A 19,310-nucleotide genomic window follows, 5' to 3' on the forward strand; every position below is an offset into this window, starting at 1 on the left:
TAAGGTTTAAAATTTCCGAAAACCAGAAGTCAGTGGACTTTTAGTGATTTTTTTTCAGTCAAAACCATTTGTTTTACAACCCATTTTACCATGAATTCCGAAACGATTGCAGCGATTATGGCGTAAATATTTTTACCCAAATCGCAAATATCGTGAAGATTAAATGCCTTGGGCATCCTCAATTAAAAGCTTATATTTCGCATCAAACGAAACATTATCATTTTTGTTTCTATAGAATTGGCAGAAATATCAATTAGACATTTATTAGAAAATTAGCAATGAAACAACCGATCGTTACGATTGTTGGACGCCCGAATGTCGGGAAGTCCACATTTTTCAACCGGATTCTCAAAAAGCGCGAAGCGATTGTGGATGACCAACCGGGCGTTACCCGGGATCGCCATTACGCAGACAGCGACTGGAACGGCAAAAGTTTTATGATGGTCGATACCGGCGGTTATATGCCCGACTCGGACGACATGATGGATATCGCCGTTCGCGAGCAGGTGGATATCGCCATTGAAGAATCTGATGTTATTTTATTTATTGTTGATGTGATTACCGGCGTTACGGATATCGACGAGCAAATTGCCGATAAGCTGCAACGCGCCAATCGCCCTGTCATTTTGGTGGTGAACAAAGCCGACAACGACGCCCGGGAGTTCGAAGGTTACGAATTTTACAACCTCGGATTGGGCGATCCGTCCATCATTTCTGCGATGCAGGGGCGCGGCGTGGGCGATTTGCTGGACCGTTTGGTGAAAGCGTTCGATAAAAAAGTGGATTACGATACACCGGAAAAAGATGTCATCAAACTGGCCGTTATCGGGCGGGAAAACGCCGGAAAATCGTCATTTGTGAACACGCTGGTCGGCAAACAGCGGGTGATTGTTACGCCCATTCCCGGCACGACGCGCGATCCCATCGATTCCGAATTGAAATATCAGAAACGCGATTACCTGCTCATCGACACTGCCGGGTTGAAACGCCGTGCCCGGGTGAAAGAAAATGTGCTGTTTTACAGCCAGTTGCGCACGATGCGCAGTTTACAGCGTGCGGATATCGCGCTATATTTTATCGATGCGGATGAAAGCATCACCCGGCAGGATTTGCGGGTGATTTCCGAAGCGGCATCCGCCAGAAAAGCGGTGGTTATCGTCATCAACAAATGGGATCTCATCGAAAAAGATCACAAAACCATGCGCGAATGGGAAGTGGATCTGGCGGACAAGCTTGGCGAATATCGCTATATTCCGGTGGTTTTTACATCCGTTATCGAAAAGCAGCGGCTCTATAAATTGCTGGATGTCGCCACCGAAGTTTACGACGAATACCAAAAAAGCATTCGCACCAGTGATTTGAACAAAGTGCTGCTGCCCATCATTCAAGAAAACAGCCCGCCGGCTGTTCGCGGAAAAGAAATCAAAATCAACTATATTACCCAGCTCAAAACGGCGCCGCCGGTATTTGGATTTTTCACCAATCAGCCAAAGTTGATTCCTGTGAATTACCGACGGTTTCTGGAACGGCAAATTCGCGAACACTGGCAGTTTACCGGCGTTCCGGTAACGGTTGTGTTCAAGCCGAAAAATAAAGACCGGCACCAGTGAAAAAAGGGTAAAGGATAAAATTTATCCGTAAACGGCACAACAATTTTTGGGAAATGCATGAAAATCTGTCGAAAAATAATCCTGTTGCTGCTGTTCGCCGGAATTTTTGGCGGACAGGCGATCGCCGATGAACATTTGATATCGCAACTGCGGGCAGAGCTGAACCTGGCAAGCGACGGACAGCCGTTGCCGCAGAAATGCGGTTTGCCGGTGCTGGTTCAAGCTTATCGGAAAGATGCGGAAAAAGCTGCTGCGCTGGTTTCCCGTTACCGCCTCGCCAAAAGTTCGCAAACACAGGATACCTACATCAGCCCGTCCGGGCATTTCGAAATCTCATACAACCCTGCAGAAATTCCCGCTTACGACCGGGACAGTAACGGCACGCCTGATTATCTGGAATTTGTCGCAAAAGGCTTCGATCGCGCATGGTTTGTGGAAATCGACAGCCTCGGATTTCTGCCGCCGCCCGATCAAAACGGGCAGCCGTTGTCCGTTTACCCGGTCACTTGCACAAATTTGGGCAGCAATTTATACGGCGTCACCTATTTTGATGAAGATATTCCTGCGTTGCCGGGATTCAATTATACCAGCGAAATTGAGCTGAATACCTATTTCGGTTTTGTGGATTATCCGGCGGCAAATGGCGATCCGATTGTGCGGGACAGCATGGCAATCGCCGTTACCGCGGCGCACGAATTCAATCATGCCTTGCAGCTTGGCTACCGGTTTTGGTATGAAAACAATCAACCGACCATCAGTAATCTGCGGGATTTGCGGTTGATCGAAGGCTCCGCAACTTATATGGAAGAAGTGGTTGCCGACGAAGTGAATGATTATTATTTGTATCTGCCATCGTTTTTCCGGCGGGTGAACGGCACAAATTGGGACGACGATAATGGCAGTTTGCTTTACGGCGATGTCGCGTTTTACATCATGCTCGGTCAATTGTACGGCAAACAAATTACCCGGGAAATTTGGGAAGAAATGCGCAATTTGCCATCCCTTTTGTCGATGGGAAATGTGTTGTTCCGCAAAGGCAGCAACCTGCCGGAAGAACTGCGCCGACTGGCAACCTGGATGTATTTTAGCGGCGACAACGCGATTCCCGGTGAATTTTTTGAAGAAGGGGACGAATATCCGGGCGCAACGTTGGTGGAATTACCAACCGTTGAACCGGACCAGACGGAAAAAATTGCCGCCAGCGACGATTTGCCGCCCCTCTCTTTTCAATTGCTGCAAATACCTGTTTTTTCTACAATTGATACGGTGAAAACTTTGCTCAGCCCGGATGACGCACAGTCGGAATGGCTGGGCGCTTCGCTGATACAGACTGCGCCGTATGTCCAAAATTTCGGGGAAAATGAATTTGTTAATGTACCGCTCAACTCCCCGGAAACCGACGTGGTTTTGGCAGTTGTCAGCGGCAACTGGTCCGATGATAAAACGGATCTGGCATCGTATCGCATCCGGATGCGGGCATCCGCTCAGCAGGCGACAACGGAGATTTTGGCGTATCCCAACATTGTGAAACCGGATGTTCCGGTGACGCAAATTAATTTTATCAATCTGCCGGAAGAATCCGTTGTGATGATTTTCAACAGCAACGGTATTCGCGTTGCGGAAGCGGTTGTCAGCGAATCCGGACGATCCGCAACATGGAACCTTCGCAATCTGGAAGGTAATCCTGTCGGCAGCGGTGTGTATATTTACCGTGTTCAATCCGATTCCAAATCAGATAGTGGCAAATTGATAATCGTTCGATAGCAACTGTCTTTAAGTATATATTTCTTATTCGGTTACCAATGTCCAATTTTTCGCTTGCACTGCTCATTTCACTGCTCGGGCTGGATACTACCATCGCTTTTCAGGTGCTAATATCCCAACCGGTTTTTGCCTGTTCTATCATCGGCTGGCTGATGGGCGATCCGATGACCGGAATGGAAATTGGCGCAATTATGCAGATGATCTGGCTGAATATGTTGCCGGTTGGCGCAGCCAGTTTCCCGGAGGGGAATATTGCATCGATGCTGGTTTGTGTCATCGTCATCCGCTTTGCCGATTTGGATATACCGAACACCGTTTTTGCAGTCGCATTTGTTTACGGGATGATCGTTAGCTATGTTGGCGCGCAGCTGACAACGCTGGATCGCCGGTTAAATACGCGCATCCTGAAATGGGCGCAGCAAGCCGCAGAACAGGCTGATCTGCGAAAATTGACTTTATTGGACATGCTCAGCATTGCTTTTTATTTAATAATCATGGTGTTTCTGTCGTTCATTATGCTTTGGCTTGCAGATGTTATTTTTCCGTTGTTATCATCATTGCCGCCGAGTTGGGAAACACGGTTGCAATTTGTAAAACCGGTGGTTTGGGGAATTGGAATTGCGCTGACAGCAGCGTTGATTATCCGTAAAAAACCGGGCAAAAATTGAGATCTGTAACGCACATTTTTAACATTTGTGCTAAAAAATGATTATATTATCCGAAACTTAAGAAAACCAAAATCGGGGAATCAATCAGGTTATGCAGCCAACGTCTGCAAATGATCTGTCGGACAGGCAAAAGCCGTCAAACATCCGCCGCCGGGATATTTTGCGGGTGTTCTGGCGAAGTTTTTTTATGCAATCGGTATGGAACTATCGCAGTCTCATTTCGGTTGGTTTTGGCATGTGCCTGATACCCATATTGCGTCGTTTGTATGACGACGCTCCTTCTCGCAGTGCTTTTTTATCCCGTCATTTCAAATTTTTTAATGCACATCCGTATATGGCTTCTTACGCGCTGGGCGTTTCGATCCATTTGGAAGAAGCGTTTGCCACCGGTGATCCGGACGCCTGCAACAAACTGGATCGGTTCAAACAACGGCTGATCAGCATTTTGGGCGCGATGGGCGACCGGCTGTTCTGGTCCACAATTAAACCTGCGTCGCTCACATTCGGGGTTGCCGGTCTGGTGTTGTTTGACGACCCGTTGGTCAAGTTTATCTGGCTGATAATGGCTTTTTTGGTTTACAATACGCCACATCTTTACCTCCGGTATCGCGGGATTTGGGAAGGTTACCGTCAGGGGATTCAGGTTTACAAATTATTAAATGAACAGCGATATGATTTGCTGTATCGTCTTTATTACGGACTGGCAGTTGCATCGATAATTTTAGTAACTGCAGGTTTAATCATACAATTTATCCAAATAAACGAAGCCGCTTTTGCGTTGTTTCTGCTTTCTGCAACGGTTGCAATGGTGGTGTTTAAAAGCTCTCGTAATTTTTATTTGTCGGTTTGCATATCATTTGTGATGGCTGTTGGTGCAGGGGCACTGTTGTAAACAAGCCCTTTTTTCGCCATCCCTCACAACGGGGATATGATAATGGAGAACAAAAAAATGATTCGTAAAATATTTACCATCAAAAACAAATACGGTTTACATGCACGTCCGGCTGCACGTTTCGTAAAGGCAACGAGTAAATTTCAATCGCATATCCAAATTATTAAAGATGGCCTGGTGGCAAACGGCAAAAGTATTATGGGGTTGATGACACTTGCCGCGGAACCCGGCAGCGAAATAGAAGTGGTGATTGAAGGGGATGACAGGGATGCAGCAATGGAAGCGATCCGCGACTTGATCGAAAATAATTTTTATGAAGAATAAATTGAAATTGCCCCCCGGAAATCCTATATTTCAAAAGGATTTTAATACCATTTTTCCGATTTGGCGACCGTAGATCCCGTTGATTTTTCAGCAAAAAACGACCCATCGTCGGCCAAACCGACTCCGCTTTAATTTCAATTCGTTCTCAATTGAAGGCTATGATATTTTTATGGAGTACTCAAACTTTTCCTTAAAAGAGCATTTATGAAACAACAGGCGCAAAAGGAATCTGTTTTGGAGGAGATTGTTTTGGAAGGGATTCCAGCATCTCCGGGAATAGTAATTGGAAACTGCGCCGTTTACAGGGAGCAAATCTGGCATCCCGATAAGGAAATAATTGACGACCCGAAAATTGCCGAGGAATGCCGGAAATTTCGTGCTTCCGTGCAGAAAACACTCGATCGCCTAAGGGCAACTTACCAGCAAGTAAAAGATCAATTTGGCAGCGAACTGGCTGAGATTCTGGAAACGCAAATTGCGTTTTTGGAGGACGATGTGTTCCTCAGCGAAATCGAAAAGCAGATCAGCGAAAATAAATTTAGCGCAGCTTATGCCACTTACCATATTCTCAGCGAAAAGCGGGAATATTTTTCCAACCTCTCGAACGAATATTTCCGGGATCGGGCACTGGATATTTATCAGCTCAAAAAAATGCTCCTCTCCAAAATTACCGGTAAAGACAAATCCGGCATCGAACTGTTCAAACAAAGTGCCAAAATTGTCGTTGCCGATAATTTGACACCGCACGATACGGTCCGGCTGCATCGCTACAAAGTATTGGGATTCGCCACCAACACCGGTGGAAAAATGTCTCACACTGCAATTGTTGCCCGCTCGCTGGGTGTTCCGGCAGTTGTTGGATTAAAATTGGTTACAGAAATTGCCAGCAAGGAAAGCATGATGATTTTAGATGGAAATACAGGAAAAGTAATTCTTAACCCGTCTCCTGAAACGATAACAAAATATCAGGAAAGCCAAAAAAATTATTGCGATCTGGAAAGCCAGTTGTTGCTGGAAAGCATGCAGGAAACAGCAACAAAAGAAGGTAAAAAAATTGAAATTTTAGCCAATATGGAATTTGAGGATGAATTGCCAACCCTGCACCGCGTTGGCGCTCAGGGCATCGGTTTGTTCCGGACGGAAGGCTTGTTTCTGCATCAAAACACACTACCGCTGGAAGATGAACAGGCTGCCATTTATTCCCGGATTGCAGAAAATATGTTTCCTCACAAGGTGATCATCCGCACGCTGGATTTGGGTGGCGACAAAGTGGCGCCGAACCTGATGAACACAAATGAAGAAAATCCATTTTTGGGATGGCGGGCGATACGTTTCTGGCTGGATCACAAAACCGGATTTTTGCGGCAGTTGAAAGCCATTTTACGCGCCAATCTCAAAGGCAATGTGCAAATGATGATCCCGATGGTCAGTGGGTTGAGCGAAATCCGAGAAGTAAAAGAATTAATGGCGGAAGCAGCAGACAGCCTGCGCAAAGAGGGCAAACCCTTCAACGAAAAAATTGATATCGGTATCATGATCGAAATTCCGTCTGCGGTTATTTTGGCAGACGTTTTTGCGCAGGAGGTCGATTTTTTCAGCATTGGAACCAATGATCTGGTGCAATATACCCTGGCTGTTGATCGCGGAAACGATAAAGTTGCCCGGTTGTATTCCCATTTTCACCCGGCGGTATTGCGGATGATCCGGATGACGATCGATGCCGGCAAACGCGCCAATATTCCCGTTGGTATGTGCGGAGAAATGGCCAGCGATCCGCGGGCAATTCCGCTGCTGCTGGCAATGGGATTTGAGCAATTGAGCGCCTCACCCAATAGCATTCCGCAGTTGAAACGGGTTATCCGGGAATTAAGCCTGACCGAATGCGCATCGCTCGATGAGAAAGTTGCGATGCTTTCCAAAACCACTGATGTGGTGCGTCAAGTTAATGAATTTTATGAAACACACTTTCCGGAATTGATTCTCTCCGGAAAAGATGATGAAGGTTACAATTGATATTCACCGAATGATCGGAAAATTCCGGTAGTTGAAAATTATGAGTATATTTTTTATCTAGAAAAAATTGGGAGAACAACAACATGCTTGAACACGATCGATCAAATTTTTTAAAATTGCTTCAGCAATTTCCCGGACAAATTACCAGTAGCGTCGCTTTGATGAAAAATTTCAAAACGGATGTGAAAGCTAAAAATGTCCGGGATTTGGTAATTGCCGGAATGGGTGGCTCCGCCATTTCCGGAGATCTGCTGATCGGATACATGTCTTCCGACCTGAAAATTCCTGCCGTTGTAAACCGGGATTATGAAATACCCAATTTTGTCGGAGAAAATACGCTGTTTGTCGCGCTTAGTTACTCCGGCACCACGGAAGAGACACTAACCGCCACCCGCAGCGCTCTGGCGCGTAAGGCAACGGTGATTGGCATCTCTTCTGGTGGCGAACTGCAGACATTGTGTGAAGAAAACGGTTGTCAACACATCAAAATAGAAGGCGGATTACCGCCACGACAAGCGTTGGGATACATCTTTTTCCCGTTGCTGCTGCTGATGGAAGCAGCCGGATTTCTGAAAAGCCAGAAAGCGGCAATTGAAGAAACCATTCAATTGATTGGAGAACTGGATACCCGTTACGATCCCAAACGCAGTTTTGGAAATAACCTTGCAAATCACATTGCCCAAAGCATATATCACGCTATTCCGGTATGTTACTCCGGTACGTCGTATTTGTCCGGCATTCCGGTGCGTTGGCGGAACCAGTTTAACGAAAATTCCAAAGTGATGGCATTCAGCAATGTTTTTCCCGAACTGAATCACAACGAAATTATGGGTTGGGAAGGGTTGCCGGAAGTGAACAAACATTTCCGGGTGATTTTCCTGCGTTGCCCGGATGAGCATGTGCGGATTAAAGAACGGATTCGCATCACCAAAGAAATATTGCGTAAAAATAAAATTTTATTCGGAGAAGTTTTCGCCGAAGGCGAATCGCGGTTGGCGCGGATGTTTTCACTAATTTACACCTGCGACTGGGCAAGTTACTATCTGGCAATGCTCAACGGGAAAGACCCAATCGATATCAAAAGCATCGATTATCTGAAGCAAAAGCTGAGCGAAGCAACCGTCTGATTTGCGATTCTGAAATTGTTGTTATTTCTAAATTTGTGGCATCAAATTCCCCGAACGCAAATTCGGGGAATTTTTTTAGGAGGTGGATGGGGACCGGTGTCTTCCCCGGCCTTCAAAGCCGCGTGTGTCCCGGTAGACCGGGGCAGGTGGGTTCGACTCCCACGCACCTCCGCCATTTTTTATACTGCATAACTTCCCGGCAAAAATAGGAAAAAAAATTCCATAATTGTGTAAAAATTGCGCAACTTGAGCACTTGTTTTCAATCACTGTGTTTTGAGTTAAGTAGTTGTTATTATTGATTTAAACACAGTTGATGATTTGGGTTGGTATTGTTTTTGTTCCTTTATTTTGAATATATCACATAACCCTGCCGGAGCCGGCATTGCGGCTGCTAACGGTAATAAAAATCAATACGTTGTCGATGATTAGGGTATATCAACAATAACGAAAGCATTATGAACCGCATTTCCGGGAAAAATCACAGATTTATTGCGATTGCGATCATTTGGCTGATGATATCGGCTGGCATGGCTGCGCAATCATTGGTGATGTCCGGCAAAGTGCGCGATATTAACACCCACCGCGAAATCTCCGGCGTAAATATTTTTATTCCCGAATTGGGAATTGGCACAGTTTCCGACCTTTCCGGACGGTTTGAATTGGAAATTACCCGTCCCGAACCGGATATGCGCGTCTTCTTCCAACATATTGGTTTTGATACACTTAGCCTGGAAGTGGAAGATGTGCTTTCGCAAAAAACCATCGAGCTTCAGGAACGATTAATTCCCGTGCCGGTAGTTGTGACGGAATCTTACGAAGATGTGCTCGATATCGAGCATGACCTCCCGCAAGCGGTTTCCGTTCTCGATGCCCGGGTGCTGGATTTGCACGGCTATGTAGACGCCGGCGATTTGCTGCAATCCGAACAAAGCATTCAGGTAGATGAGGAATTGAGCGGCAAAAAAACCGTTTCCATTCGCGGAGGCAACCCGGATGAGGTGATTGTCTTGTTCAACGGCATTCGCATGAACAACGCTCTGGACAATATTTTCGATGTATCGCTGATAGACCTCACCGATGTGGAGCGATTGGAAGTGATCAAAGGCAGCAACACGGCATTGTATGGTTCCGAGGCGTTTTCCGGGGTGGTGAACGTGGTGCCGCGTGCCCGCCAGGATTATAAAATCCGCTTTCAACAACGGATCGGCTCATACAATTCCGGCGATTGGGGGCTGTATCTCAACAATAAAATCGGCAAATTGTACGGCGGTTACAGTATTAAGCGCGGTAACGCGCAACGGGCTTTTGCCAACGAGGCAGAGGGCAACCAGTTGCTGGAAAACCGTTCGGAACACCACACTGCAAATTTGGCGTATCATTTTAAAGAAACGCCCGGTGGCAGACCCATTTCTTCGCTGAGTTTGATGTATGTGCGCTCCGAGCTGGATTTTGCCAACCAGCGCGATAGCGAAAATCTGCAAAATTTCAATCAGATGATCTCGGCGCGATTTGATGGCGATATCGGTAATGTTACCGGATTATCGCTTTCCGGCGCATACCAATGGCTGGATGAAAACCAGTTTCTGCTGTTCGCAGATGCCGAAAATTCATCCGGTTTTCTCACCCGCGAAATCGAAAACCGGTCGTGGCATTTTAATGCCGACCGCACCATGCGCTACCGTAACTTGCGATTACTGATTGGTTATCAATATAAACAAACCTTGCTCGATTTCCGCGACAACCGCTTTGTGATCAACGATGAAGATAACGAACTGGCGTTAGCATCGCTGAAACGGGCGCAACATGGCTTTGTTTCTATCGCCAAATATCGCGTGCCGACACGCTCCACATTTTTTCCCAGCATCAATTTTGATGCGAGTTTCCGATACGATATTGTAAAAGACCGGGAAGCGGAATCGCATATTCAAAACGATACCCCGGCGGATGATGCGCTGTGGCGGGAGCAAACCATCAAAATTTCGGCGCATACCAACGGCAGTAACGGCAAATTTGCGCTGAACGGATTTATTAATCTCGGTTCCAACGTAAAATTTCCAACGCTGATGCAGCAAATTAGCTCGCGGGAAATTTTGGCGAGCGGCGATAATACGGTATTGCTGCGACCGGAAAAGAATCACAGTATCGAATTTGGTGCGGAAATCAGCCGGGAAGTCCGGCGGCCGCAACTTTTCGGTTGGCAGTTGGGTGTCAATTTATTCCACAATGAATATCAAAATAAATTCCGCAGTTATTCCCTGCCGGGAACGCCGATTGCGTTTTTTGACAACGTGCCTTTCGCCAGCATTACCGGTGTGGAAGCGCAGCAGCGGCTGTTTCTGTTTAATAAAAAAGTGACGATGGAATTGGGTGCGTCCCGTTATTCGCTGTCTGATCTGGCAACTTTTCCATTCAAATATGATCGCAAATATACATTTGATATCCGCATCGACGAAGGCGGCTATTCCTTCCGTGTGAACGCGTTTAAAGAGGGCGAACAGATTGCCCAGATCCGCAAAACCGACGGCACTTTTTCGGAAGTCAATATCGGTTCCGTCGGGAATATTGATGTATTTTTCAGCAAATCTTTCGAAATTAACCGCATCAAATGGTTTTTTAACGCGAGTTTTCGCAATGTATTAAATGATGATTATCAGTTGGAAGGGTTGACTTTGCGGGATCGCCGGTATTATTTTACACTCGGTATTCAATATTAATTCCGGGGTAAAATGATACTGTCTGCTGCACTAAATCCGGTTGTCCGCCGGGCAATATGTTGTATCGTCAGCTGGCTGATTGTCGGCTGCACAGAAAATCCGTTTACCAACACCGAAACATTCCAATCCCACAGCTCATTCAGCGGCCAAATTCAATTTAATCAATCAGATACGACCCAAATGCCCCGGGCATATATTTGGATGGAAGCGTTGGATTTCGGCACGTTTTCCGAAATTGGTGGCGCATTTAAACTGTCGTTGCCATCGCCATCTAACCAGCCGGGCGGCGGTTTTACGGGTAGTTCAAATGTGTATTTTTATCTGGCTAATTTTTCGCTGGACTCGATTCGGGTGGTTATGCATAAAGGCGAGCTTATTTTCGAACGCGGTTCGCTGAATAATGTGGGGCAGGTGGAAGAAGATATTGTTTTGAATCAGCTGTTTTCGGTGGATATTTCTGCAGAACCTGCATTTTTTACTTCGGGTTTTGAAGACACCCTCGATGTTTCCGTGACTCTCAGCGCTTTTGCAGATTCTCAGGCGATTTGGACGATGGCAGCAACAACGGATGATATCTCCAGCGTGTTGCTTTGGCAGGTTGATTCCACATCGAATGACGCCACATTTTTACGCAACCTCGACGCTACGGAGCAATTGCGAATTATCGGGGAAACGCCGGTAACCTGGCATGGACAGTTTGTTATCGCGCCGCAATTAATTGATATCGGCGAATACCGTGTTTTACCCCATCTCTGGGTTGACGGGCATCGCCCGCCGGATGCGTTAATCCGAAAATTAGGAACCACTTTTCGGGCATATGATGAAAGTTTCCGGTTTTTGCCGTTTTTGCGGAATGGTGGCAAATTGACGATTCTTGAGCCCAAATAGCCGTTTCGAATTCGAAATAAATCCCCAAAATTATTGCGACAGCCAAACCCGGATCAGCGAAATGAGGTGTTCCTCGTCCACCGGTTTCGGGAGAAAATCGTTTGCGCCTGCGGAGAAACAGCTATCGCGGTCGCTTTGCATCACTTTGGCTGTCAGCGCGATAATCGGCGTATTTTTAAAAATTTCCTGGCTGCGAATTTGGCGCATCGCTTCAAAACCGTCCATTTCCGGCATCATGATATCCATTAAAATCAAATCCTGATGCGGATCGGATGCCAGCATTTTTAACGCCTGCACGCCGTTTTTGCCTGTGCTAACCTTCATCCCTCGGGATTCCAGAACTTGTGTCAGCGCAAACAGATTGCGCATGTCATCATCAACCAGCAGAATTTTCTTGCCTTCGATGATTTCTGCTTTTGCCGGCAGCGATTCAACCATCTGTTGTTGATTTTCCGGCATTCTTTCGGTCAGGCGATGCAAAAATAAATTCGTTTCATCCAACAGTTTTTCCGGCGGACAATGGCCTTTTTTGAGCACTCGCTGCGCCAGTAATTGCAATTGTCCCTGCTCATCCGGGGATAATTCTTTTCCGGTGTAAATAATTACGGCTGGCAAGGTGACATTCGGCTGAGACTGCAACGATTCCAGCAAATCAATTCCGGACATATCCTTCAACCCCAAATCCAGAAGAATACAGTCAAATTCATCTTTGTTCAAAACATCGATAGCTTCCGTACCGTTGGCAAAAGTGGTGATTTGCAAATCTTCGCTGGCAAAAAAATCGGCTAAATTTTCGCGCAGGTTGTCGTCGTCCTCAACAATCAGCAGCTTTTTGGGATAGCGTTCCGCGATCCGTTCGATTTTCAGAAATGCCGATTGCAATTGCTCAACCGAAACCGGTTTGTGCATCACGCCGATTGCGCCGAGTTTTAAGGCATCGTCCAGCGCCGATTGCCCGGAAATAACGTGCACGGGAATATGGCGGGTGACTGAGTCATTTTTTAGTGTATCCAGCACATTCCAGCCGTTTCGCCCGGGTAAACCGAGATCGAGAATGATACCGTGCGGCATTAACTGTTGGGCAAATTGCAAACCGGTATCGCCATCGCCGGCAATAATGCCTTTGAAATTCCGATCGTGGACAAATGTTAGCAAAATATTGGCAAATTCCGGGTCATCTTCGATAATCAGAATTACGCGGTCACCGCTTTCCAGATTCGCACGATCATCCTTTATCGCAATTGGCTCGGGTTTGGGCTCGGGAACAGACATGTTTTCCACCAAAAAATCGACGTTTTGGGGAGGCGTCAATATTGCATCGTGTTCGGCGGGAATAATCCCGGACGATTGGGCAGGTAAAATAATGCCAAAAGTGCTGCCGATGCCCGGCTCGCTTTCGAGATACATTTCGCCGCCCAAAATATTTACCAACTCGCGGGAAATGGATAGCCCCAAACCGGTGCCGCCATATTTGCGGCTGGTTGTGCCATCTGCCTGCTGAAATGCTTCGAATATCAGCTGATGTTTTTCGGGGGCAATGCCAACGCCGGAATCGCGAACGCTGATAATCAGCGCCGGATTTTCTGCCAGCGACGCACGCTGCAATTTTCGCTTCCCGTTGAAGCTGCGAACATCGATTGTCACGCCACCGGATTCGGTAAATTTGAATGCGTTGGAAAGCAAGTTTTTCAGCACCTGGCTCAGCCGGAGCGAATCCGTATCGATCATGCCCGGTGCATCTTTTTCATAATTGATGGCGAAATCCACACCCTTTTGCTCTGCGATATGTTGGAACTGTAACTCGATATCGGACAACAGGTTACGTAAATCAGTCGCACGGATATCAATTTGTAATTTACCGGATTCAACTTTCGAGAGATCCAGAATATCGTTAATCAGCGTGAGCAAATCCGTACCGGCGGAGTTGATAATTTGGGCATAGCGAATCTGCCCCTCGGTAAGATTTCCGGTTTTGTTTTCCGATAGCATTTTGGATAAAATGAGCAAACTGTTCAGCGGCGTGCGCAACTCATGCGACATATTCGCCAAAAACTCGGATTTGTATTTATTGGCAAGCTCCAGATCGCGTGCTTTTTCTTCAACCAGTTTTTGGGCGATTTTCAATTCTTCATTTTTGCGTTTTAACAACGTTTGCTGTTTTTCCAGCTCGTGGGTTTGCGCTTCCAGCTCTGTATTGGAGGTTTGGAGCGCCTGTTGTTGCAGTTGCAGTTGTTTTTCAGATTGTCGCAGCGCTGCGGTTTGTATTTCCAGCCGTTCATTTGCTTGACGCAATTCTTCCTGCTGAGTGCGTAATTCTTCAGCCTGTTTTTGAGTGGCTTCCAGCAAATCTTTCAGTTTTGTGCGCGATTCCGCCGTTTGAAAATTTATGGCGATATTGGGATTTACCTGCTCCAAAAATTGCAATTCATTTTCCGTAAATTCCCCAAATTTGCCAAGTTCGATAGCGCCGATAATGTTGCCTTCGTAAATAAATGGCGTAACCAGCACATTGGCAGGTGTTGATTCACCTAATCCTGAACGGATACTCAAATAGCCATCCGGCACATTTTTCAGGAGTATGGTTTTTTTCGTGAGCGCAGTTTGGCCGACCAAACCTTCGCCGATTTCAAATGTTTTTTGGTCATCCTGCCGGATAGCCAGCGAGTAGCTCCCCACCATCTTCAGCCGGTGCTGATCCGGCAATAAATAAATGGCGCCAACCTGCGCATCCAAATATCCGCACAAAAACTGGATCACGTTTTGAGCCATTTTTTCAATGCCCAGCTCGCCGCTCATGTGCGTGTGCAGTTCGGTTTGTCCCGTTTTCAACCAGTTTTGCTGGGTGTTTTCCTGCGATATTTCGATGAGATTGCGCTTCATTTGTTCCAGCGCATTGCCCAAAACATCCGCTTTGCTGCGAACGCGAACGGAATATGAATAATCGCCCTGCCCGATGGCATTGGCGGCGCGGGTTAGGTCTTTTGTCGCGTCGATCAGCGATACAAACGCTTTTGCCAAAAACCCGAATTCATCCCTCGTTGTAACCTGCAAAGCCACATCAACTTTGCCCTGCGCCAAATTGTTTGCTGCATTTACAATTTCATTCAACGGTTTGTCGATTGACCGGATGATGTAATAACCGAGGATGCTGAACAGCACCATCACGATAAAAATAACCGAATTGGTGAGCAGCGTCGATGCTTCATAATTGGTTTTGGTAGACCGGAATGCCTCGGTCATTTTAACTTTATTTTCGCGGGTTTTGTCTGCCAGGGTGGTTTTGATGCTGTTATACTGCTCTTTCATCACTTCCAGCGCGGCAATGGTTTCCTCATTAAATTCACCCAAAATCATGCGTCGGACGTTTTTGTCTGCCAATCGATAATAAATTGCCAGATCTTTTTCCATCCGGTTCAAAATTTCTTCGGAAATGGTGGGATTCATTCTGCCGGTATTCAATTGCAGTAGAAAAACTTTATACAGAGAATCTGCAATAACCAACTCATCTTCATCGGCGGCGGCAACGGCATTTTGCATGGCATATTGCAGCGAAAGCAGCGTTTCTTCCAGATCGCGGCTAAGCTCCAACGCCGACACATAACCGGTTTCAATTTCCGATATCAGTTGCTCATTGTTATAGCGGAAAAAATAATTGCTCATTACAATAATCACAAAAATCAAAATGGAGATAATTACCATTAATGATATTTTGTCGCGGATTTTAAGTTGACTAAACATGGTAAACCAATTTAAAATAATAGTTTATGTGGTAGAGAAAATGTTGAAATCGATATACTTTTTGAGAAATAAACGGTACTATCTAACGGTTTTTCCTGCTACAACTTGCGAAATCACATGCTTCAATTCGTCTATCCGCAACGGTTTCGCCACATATCCGTCCATTCCGGCCAACAAACATTCTTCTTTGTCGCCTTTGATCGCGTTTGCGGTTAGGGCAATAATGGGAATATGCTTGTTTTGATTTTTTTCCATTTCGCGGATGTTGCGGGTTGCGGTCAGCCCATCCATTTCCGGCATCATCACATCCATCAAAATCAAATCGAAGGCATCATTTTTGAACAAATCGAGTGCTATTTGGCCGTTTTCGGCAATTTCTATGGAATGCCCCATTTTTTCCAGCACACGATACGCGAGTTTTTGATTGACGTGATTATCTTCCGCCAGCAAAATATGCAGCGATTGGGTATTTTCCGGGTGATCCATGGTCGTTAAATCTGGCAAATGATCATCCGCAGATTCTGTTTCGTCAATCGCTTGTTTCAGCACAATTGTGAAAATGAAACTGCTGCCGGGTGTCTCTGGATTCTGTTTCAAAAAATCGGTCGGTTTTTCGCTTAATTTGCCTTCCTGAACGATAGTATATGTATTTTCAGTGTTATGATTTGCCGGACTCTCAACCCAAATTTTTCCGTTCATCAACACGACCAGTTGCGAAGAAATTGCCAGCCCCAAACCTGTTCCGCCAAATTTGCGGGAAATGGAATTGTCAACCTGGGTAAACGCATCGAAAATGTTTTCCTGCTTTTCCGGCGGTATGCCGATTCCCGTATCGGTGATGTTTAATTTCAAACAAATTTGGTCGTCATTTTGCCATTCCGGTGTAATGCTAACATAAACAAAACCGTTTTCCGTGAACTTGATGGAATTGCCAATCAGATTGATAAGTATTTGGCGCAGCCGGTCCGGATCACCGATTACCACTTGAGGAATCTCATCAGAAATGTGGTATAAAAGCGCAATGTTTTTCTCTAAAGCCCTGAAACTGAGTGCACGCAATGTTTCGTGAATCAATTTGCGGATTTCGAAAGGAAACGTGGTTAGCTCCAGTTTTTGGGCTTCTATTTTGGAAAAATCGAGAATATCGTTGATTATTTTGAGCAGCGAATCTGCGGAGTGGAGGATCATTTCGCTGTATTCGAGCTGTTCCTTCGAAAGATGGGTTTCCAGAAGCAGGTTGCTCATCCCGATGATGCCGTTCATCGGTGTGCGAATTTCGTGGCTCATATTCGCCAAAAAAACGCTTTTTGCGCGATTCGCCCGGATAGCATCGTCTTTTGCCTGCTGGAGCATATCCATTTGCATTTTAAGCTGGACGTTTTTGATTTTCAGCAGCTCTTTTTGGCGAAACAAATCAACAAAAATATCAACTTTGCTGATCAGGATTTGCGGATCAACGGGTTTAAAAATGTAATCGACCGCGCCGGCGGTATAGCCTTCAAAAATATGGCGCTCATCTTTGCTGATTGCCGTAACAAAAATAATGGGAATATGGCGGGTGCGCTCTGCTCCGCGCATCAGCTTTGCGGTTTCAAATCCATCCATTTCCGGCATTTGAACATCGAGCAACACCAATGCAAAGTCGTTTTCCAGCAGCAATTCCAGCGCTTTGTAACCGGAGTCAGCCAAAAATAATTGGCGATCGGGTGCAGCCAGTACGCTCTCCATCGCAGTCAAATTTTCCTGGCGATCATCGACAATTAAAATATTTACAGTTTGACTTTGAAAATTATCCAATAGGTTCTTCATTGATCAGACAAAACTTTTTCCGGTTATCGAATCAGGTTTATATATAATATTAACAGGGAACTATGACGTTGTTCGCGATCGGAAATTTTACTCGATCGAAATGGCGACTACCGGGAAATCCGCGATGTTGGTTTTTGTCGATACATAGCCGATAGCATTCGGGTTTTCTTCGATATATTTCAAAATTTCCAAATCGTTTGCTTTTTCCGGTGGCGGAATCCCCCGGCCGGAAAAAATCTGTTTTTGCCAGTAGGCTTTAATTTTGGAAACCTTTTTTTCATGAATTTTGGTTGAAAAAGTTATGCGAACCGGTGCGTCTTCTTTAAGTTCGATGGGCAAAATCATCTCGTTATTTTCCCAGACTTGAACCTTCTTCAGAAATATTTCAGATAACTTGTTTTTGTCTAATACTTTGATAGGGTTGGACTTATGGACAATTACAACAAAATCTGACGGTTCCCCTGCATTTAAATTAAACAGCATGCAAAGGCCAAAAATACCAACCCAGATGTTCATTTTTTTATAGTGCATTTCGTTAATCCGTTTTTTCATCGTCTGTTTAAGCTCTGCTTAGAAACTGCTGGCCAAGCTTAAAATTGCATATCTGGTTTTAAGTTGGGATTGGATATAGGGGTTTATGTATTGATCTTCGACCAAAAATCCTTCGGTAGTATGTGCTTCCACCTTTATTACCAAATTTGCGGAAAATGCATAATTTAGGGCAACGCCAAAATCCTGATGGAATTTTTTATCTATATAAGTGCCGCCGATCAGATTGCCCATATCGAATGGTACGTAGAATTGATGAAATTTTATGGTTTCGTATTGCAGGTTCATCGACAAATCGCCAACCAAACTCAAACCACCCTGTATGTAATAGCTGTTCATGTAAAACGGAGAGTTGACAACGGAAATGATGTTGTCTTCCGCACGGATGGTAAATCGCTCGAAATCGCCTTCGATGGAAGCTAGATAGCTGGTAATTGACGGCTCTTGCAGGTTCGCTAATTGAACAAAACTTAATCCCCGCGTCAGAATTCCGTAATAGCCGCTAAATCCGAATCGCAATCCGTCGATGGGTGTGAATAACCAGCCCTGATAGCCAAATGCACGTTCAATGTCTGCTTCGTCTACAACCAACGTAACTTCGTTGGTTAAGAGTGATTGCAACTTATACCATTCCAGCCAGCTCCATTGCCCGGCAAAAACATCACTACGAACGCTCCAGTTTTTCCCCAGTTGATGGGTGTAGCTTAGCACAATCCCGTTCACCGCTTCGCTGGAAGCACGGGATTCTGAATAAACAGAAGTTGGCGCCCGGTAAAACGGGAGCAGTACACTTACGTCCCGCAATTCGTTCATGATGCCTAATGGCATTTGCACTTTCCCGAATTTGATGGAAAATGCTGGCGAAAAATGGTGCTCGAAAAATCCCCAGTCCAATTCGAGATCTTGATTAACCAACATGGTTGGGTTTTTGCCGAGCCGTTTGTGCGCCAGTTGTACCACAAAGTTATTGGTTTCGTTAACGTCAAACCGGAATTGGAGTGCCAGATTGCGATAATCACTGGTGCCATCCGTTGGGATACCAAAAATCTGGTGATCATCGCTGATGGCAAATCCCTGCGTCAGATGTCCGAAAACCCGCAATTTAGACTGTCCGGAAACACTCAAAGACAGTGCTATAAATGCAATAAAAATAGTTGTAATGCGTTTCATACTATCATAGCCCCGTTAAAAAATTCACGACTTGTTACTCATC

At 45.6% G+C, this 19,310-nt stretch carries 13 protein-coding genes and 1 tRNA gene; 10 read left to right on the forward strand and 4 right to left on the reverse strand.

The window, feature by feature from the left end; translation table 11 throughout:
• Nucleotides 1–278 precede the first annotated feature (278 nt).
• The 10 genes from der to H6629_13620 all read left to right on the forward strand — a co-directional run bounded on the left by der (nucleotide 279) and on the right by H6629_13620 (nucleotide 12,001).
• Nucleotides 279–1,610 carry a ribosome biogenesis GTPase Der gene (der, locus tag H6629_13575; GenBank protein ID MCB9068826.1) on the forward strand — a complete coding sequence of 444 codons (1,332 nt, stop codon included), beginning with the start codon at nucleotides 279–281 and terminating at the stop codon, nucleotides 1,608–1,610.
• 57 nt (nucleotides 1,611–1,667) lie between these two features.
• Nucleotides 1,668–3,374 (forward strand): T9SS type A sorting domain-containing protein, encoded by a 1,707-nt coding sequence (locus tag H6629_13580; protein ID MCB9068827.1) that lies wholly within the window; start codon nucleotides 1,668–1,670, stop codon nucleotides 3,372–3,374.
• Nucleotides 3,375–3,412: 38 nt separating this feature from the next.
• The gene (locus tag H6629_13585; protein MCB9068828.1) at nucleotides 3,413–4,042 is read left to right on the forward strand and encodes a PTS sugar transporter subunit IIC; all 630 of its coding nucleotides are present in this window, start codon (nucleotides 3,413–3,415) and stop codon (nucleotides 4,040–4,042) included.
• Nucleotides 4,043–4,133: 91 nt separating this feature from the next.
• Nucleotides 4,134–4,934, forward strand: coding sequence for a PTS mannose/fructose/sorbose transporter family subunit IID (locus tag H6629_13590; protein MCB9068829.1), 801 nt, complete (start codon nucleotides 4,134–4,136; stop codon nucleotides 4,932–4,934).
• 57 nt (nucleotides 4,935–4,991) lie between these two features.
• A complete protein-coding gene (locus H6629_13595) occupies nucleotides 4,992–5,258 on the forward strand; it encodes an HPr family phosphocarrier protein (protein ID MCB9068830.1) in 267 nt (88 codons plus the stop codon).
• Nucleotides 5,259–5,507: 249 nt separating this feature from the next.
• The gene (ptsP, locus tag H6629_13600) at nucleotides 5,508–7,271 is read left to right on the forward strand and encodes a phosphoenolpyruvate--protein phosphotransferase (GenBank protein ID MCB9068831.1); all 1,764 of its coding nucleotides are present in this window, start codon (nucleotides 5,508–5,510) and stop codon (nucleotides 7,269–7,271) included.
• Nucleotides 7,272–7,354: 83 nt separating this feature from the next.
• Nucleotides 7,355–8,398: a bifunctional phosphoglucose/phosphomannose isomerase gene (locus H6629_13605; GenBank protein MCB9068832.1), complete on the forward strand. Its 1,044-nt coding sequence runs from the start codon at nucleotides 7,355–7,357 to the stop codon at nucleotides 8,396–8,398.
• A gap of 78 nt (nucleotides 8,399–8,476) precedes the next feature.
• Nucleotides 8,477–8,573, forward strand: a tRNA-Sec gene (locus H6629_13610).
• Between the two features lie 281 nt (nucleotides 8,574–8,854).
• The gene (locus H6629_13615; protein MCB9068833.1) at nucleotides 8,855–11,113 is read left to right on the forward strand and encodes a TonB-dependent receptor plug domain-containing protein; all 2,259 of its coding nucleotides are present in this window, start codon (nucleotides 8,855–8,857) and stop codon (nucleotides 11,111–11,113) included.
• A 12-nt stretch (nucleotides 11,114–11,125) separates the two neighbouring features.
• Nucleotides 11,126–12,001 (forward strand): hypothetical protein, encoded by an 876-nt coding sequence (locus H6629_13620; protein ID MCB9068834.1) that lies wholly within the window; start codon nucleotides 11,126–11,128, stop codon nucleotides 11,999–12,001.
• A gap of 30 nt (nucleotides 12,002–12,031) precedes the next feature.
• On the opposite strand, the gene H6629_13625 is transcribed toward H6629_13620, so the two are convergent.
• The 4 genes from H6629_13625 to H6629_13640 all read right to left on the reverse strand — a co-directional run bounded on the left by H6629_13625 (nucleotide 12,032) and on the right by H6629_13640 (nucleotide 19,267).
• The gene (locus tag H6629_13625; protein ID MCB9068835.1) at nucleotides 12,032–15,739 is read right to left on the reverse strand and encodes a response regulator; all 3,708 of its coding nucleotides are present in this window, start codon (nucleotides 15,737–15,739) and stop codon (nucleotides 12,032–12,034) included.
• 78 nt (nucleotides 15,740–15,817) lie between these two features.
• Nucleotides 15,818–17,548, reverse strand: coding sequence for a response regulator (locus H6629_13630; protein MCB9068836.1), 1,731 nt, complete (start codon nucleotides 17,546–17,548; stop codon nucleotides 15,818–15,820).
• An 87-nt stretch (nucleotides 17,549–17,635) separates the two neighbouring features.
• Complete coding sequence (locus H6629_13635; protein ID MCB9068837.1) at nucleotides 17,636–18,079, reverse strand: substrate-binding domain-containing protein; 444 nt, start codon at nucleotides 18,077–18,079, stop codon at nucleotides 17,636–17,638.
• Between the two features lie 39 nt (nucleotides 18,080–18,118).
• Nucleotides 18,119–19,267 (reverse strand): hypothetical protein, encoded by a 1,149-nt coding sequence (locus H6629_13640; protein MCB9068838.1) that lies wholly within the window; start codon nucleotides 19,265–19,267, stop codon nucleotides 18,119–18,121.
• Nucleotides 19,268–19,310: the final 43 nt, after the last annotated feature.

This window comes from Calditrichia bacterium, from assembly GCA_020634975.1.
GTDB lineage: Bacteria > Calditrichota > Calditrichia > RBG-13-44-9 > J075 > JACKAQ01.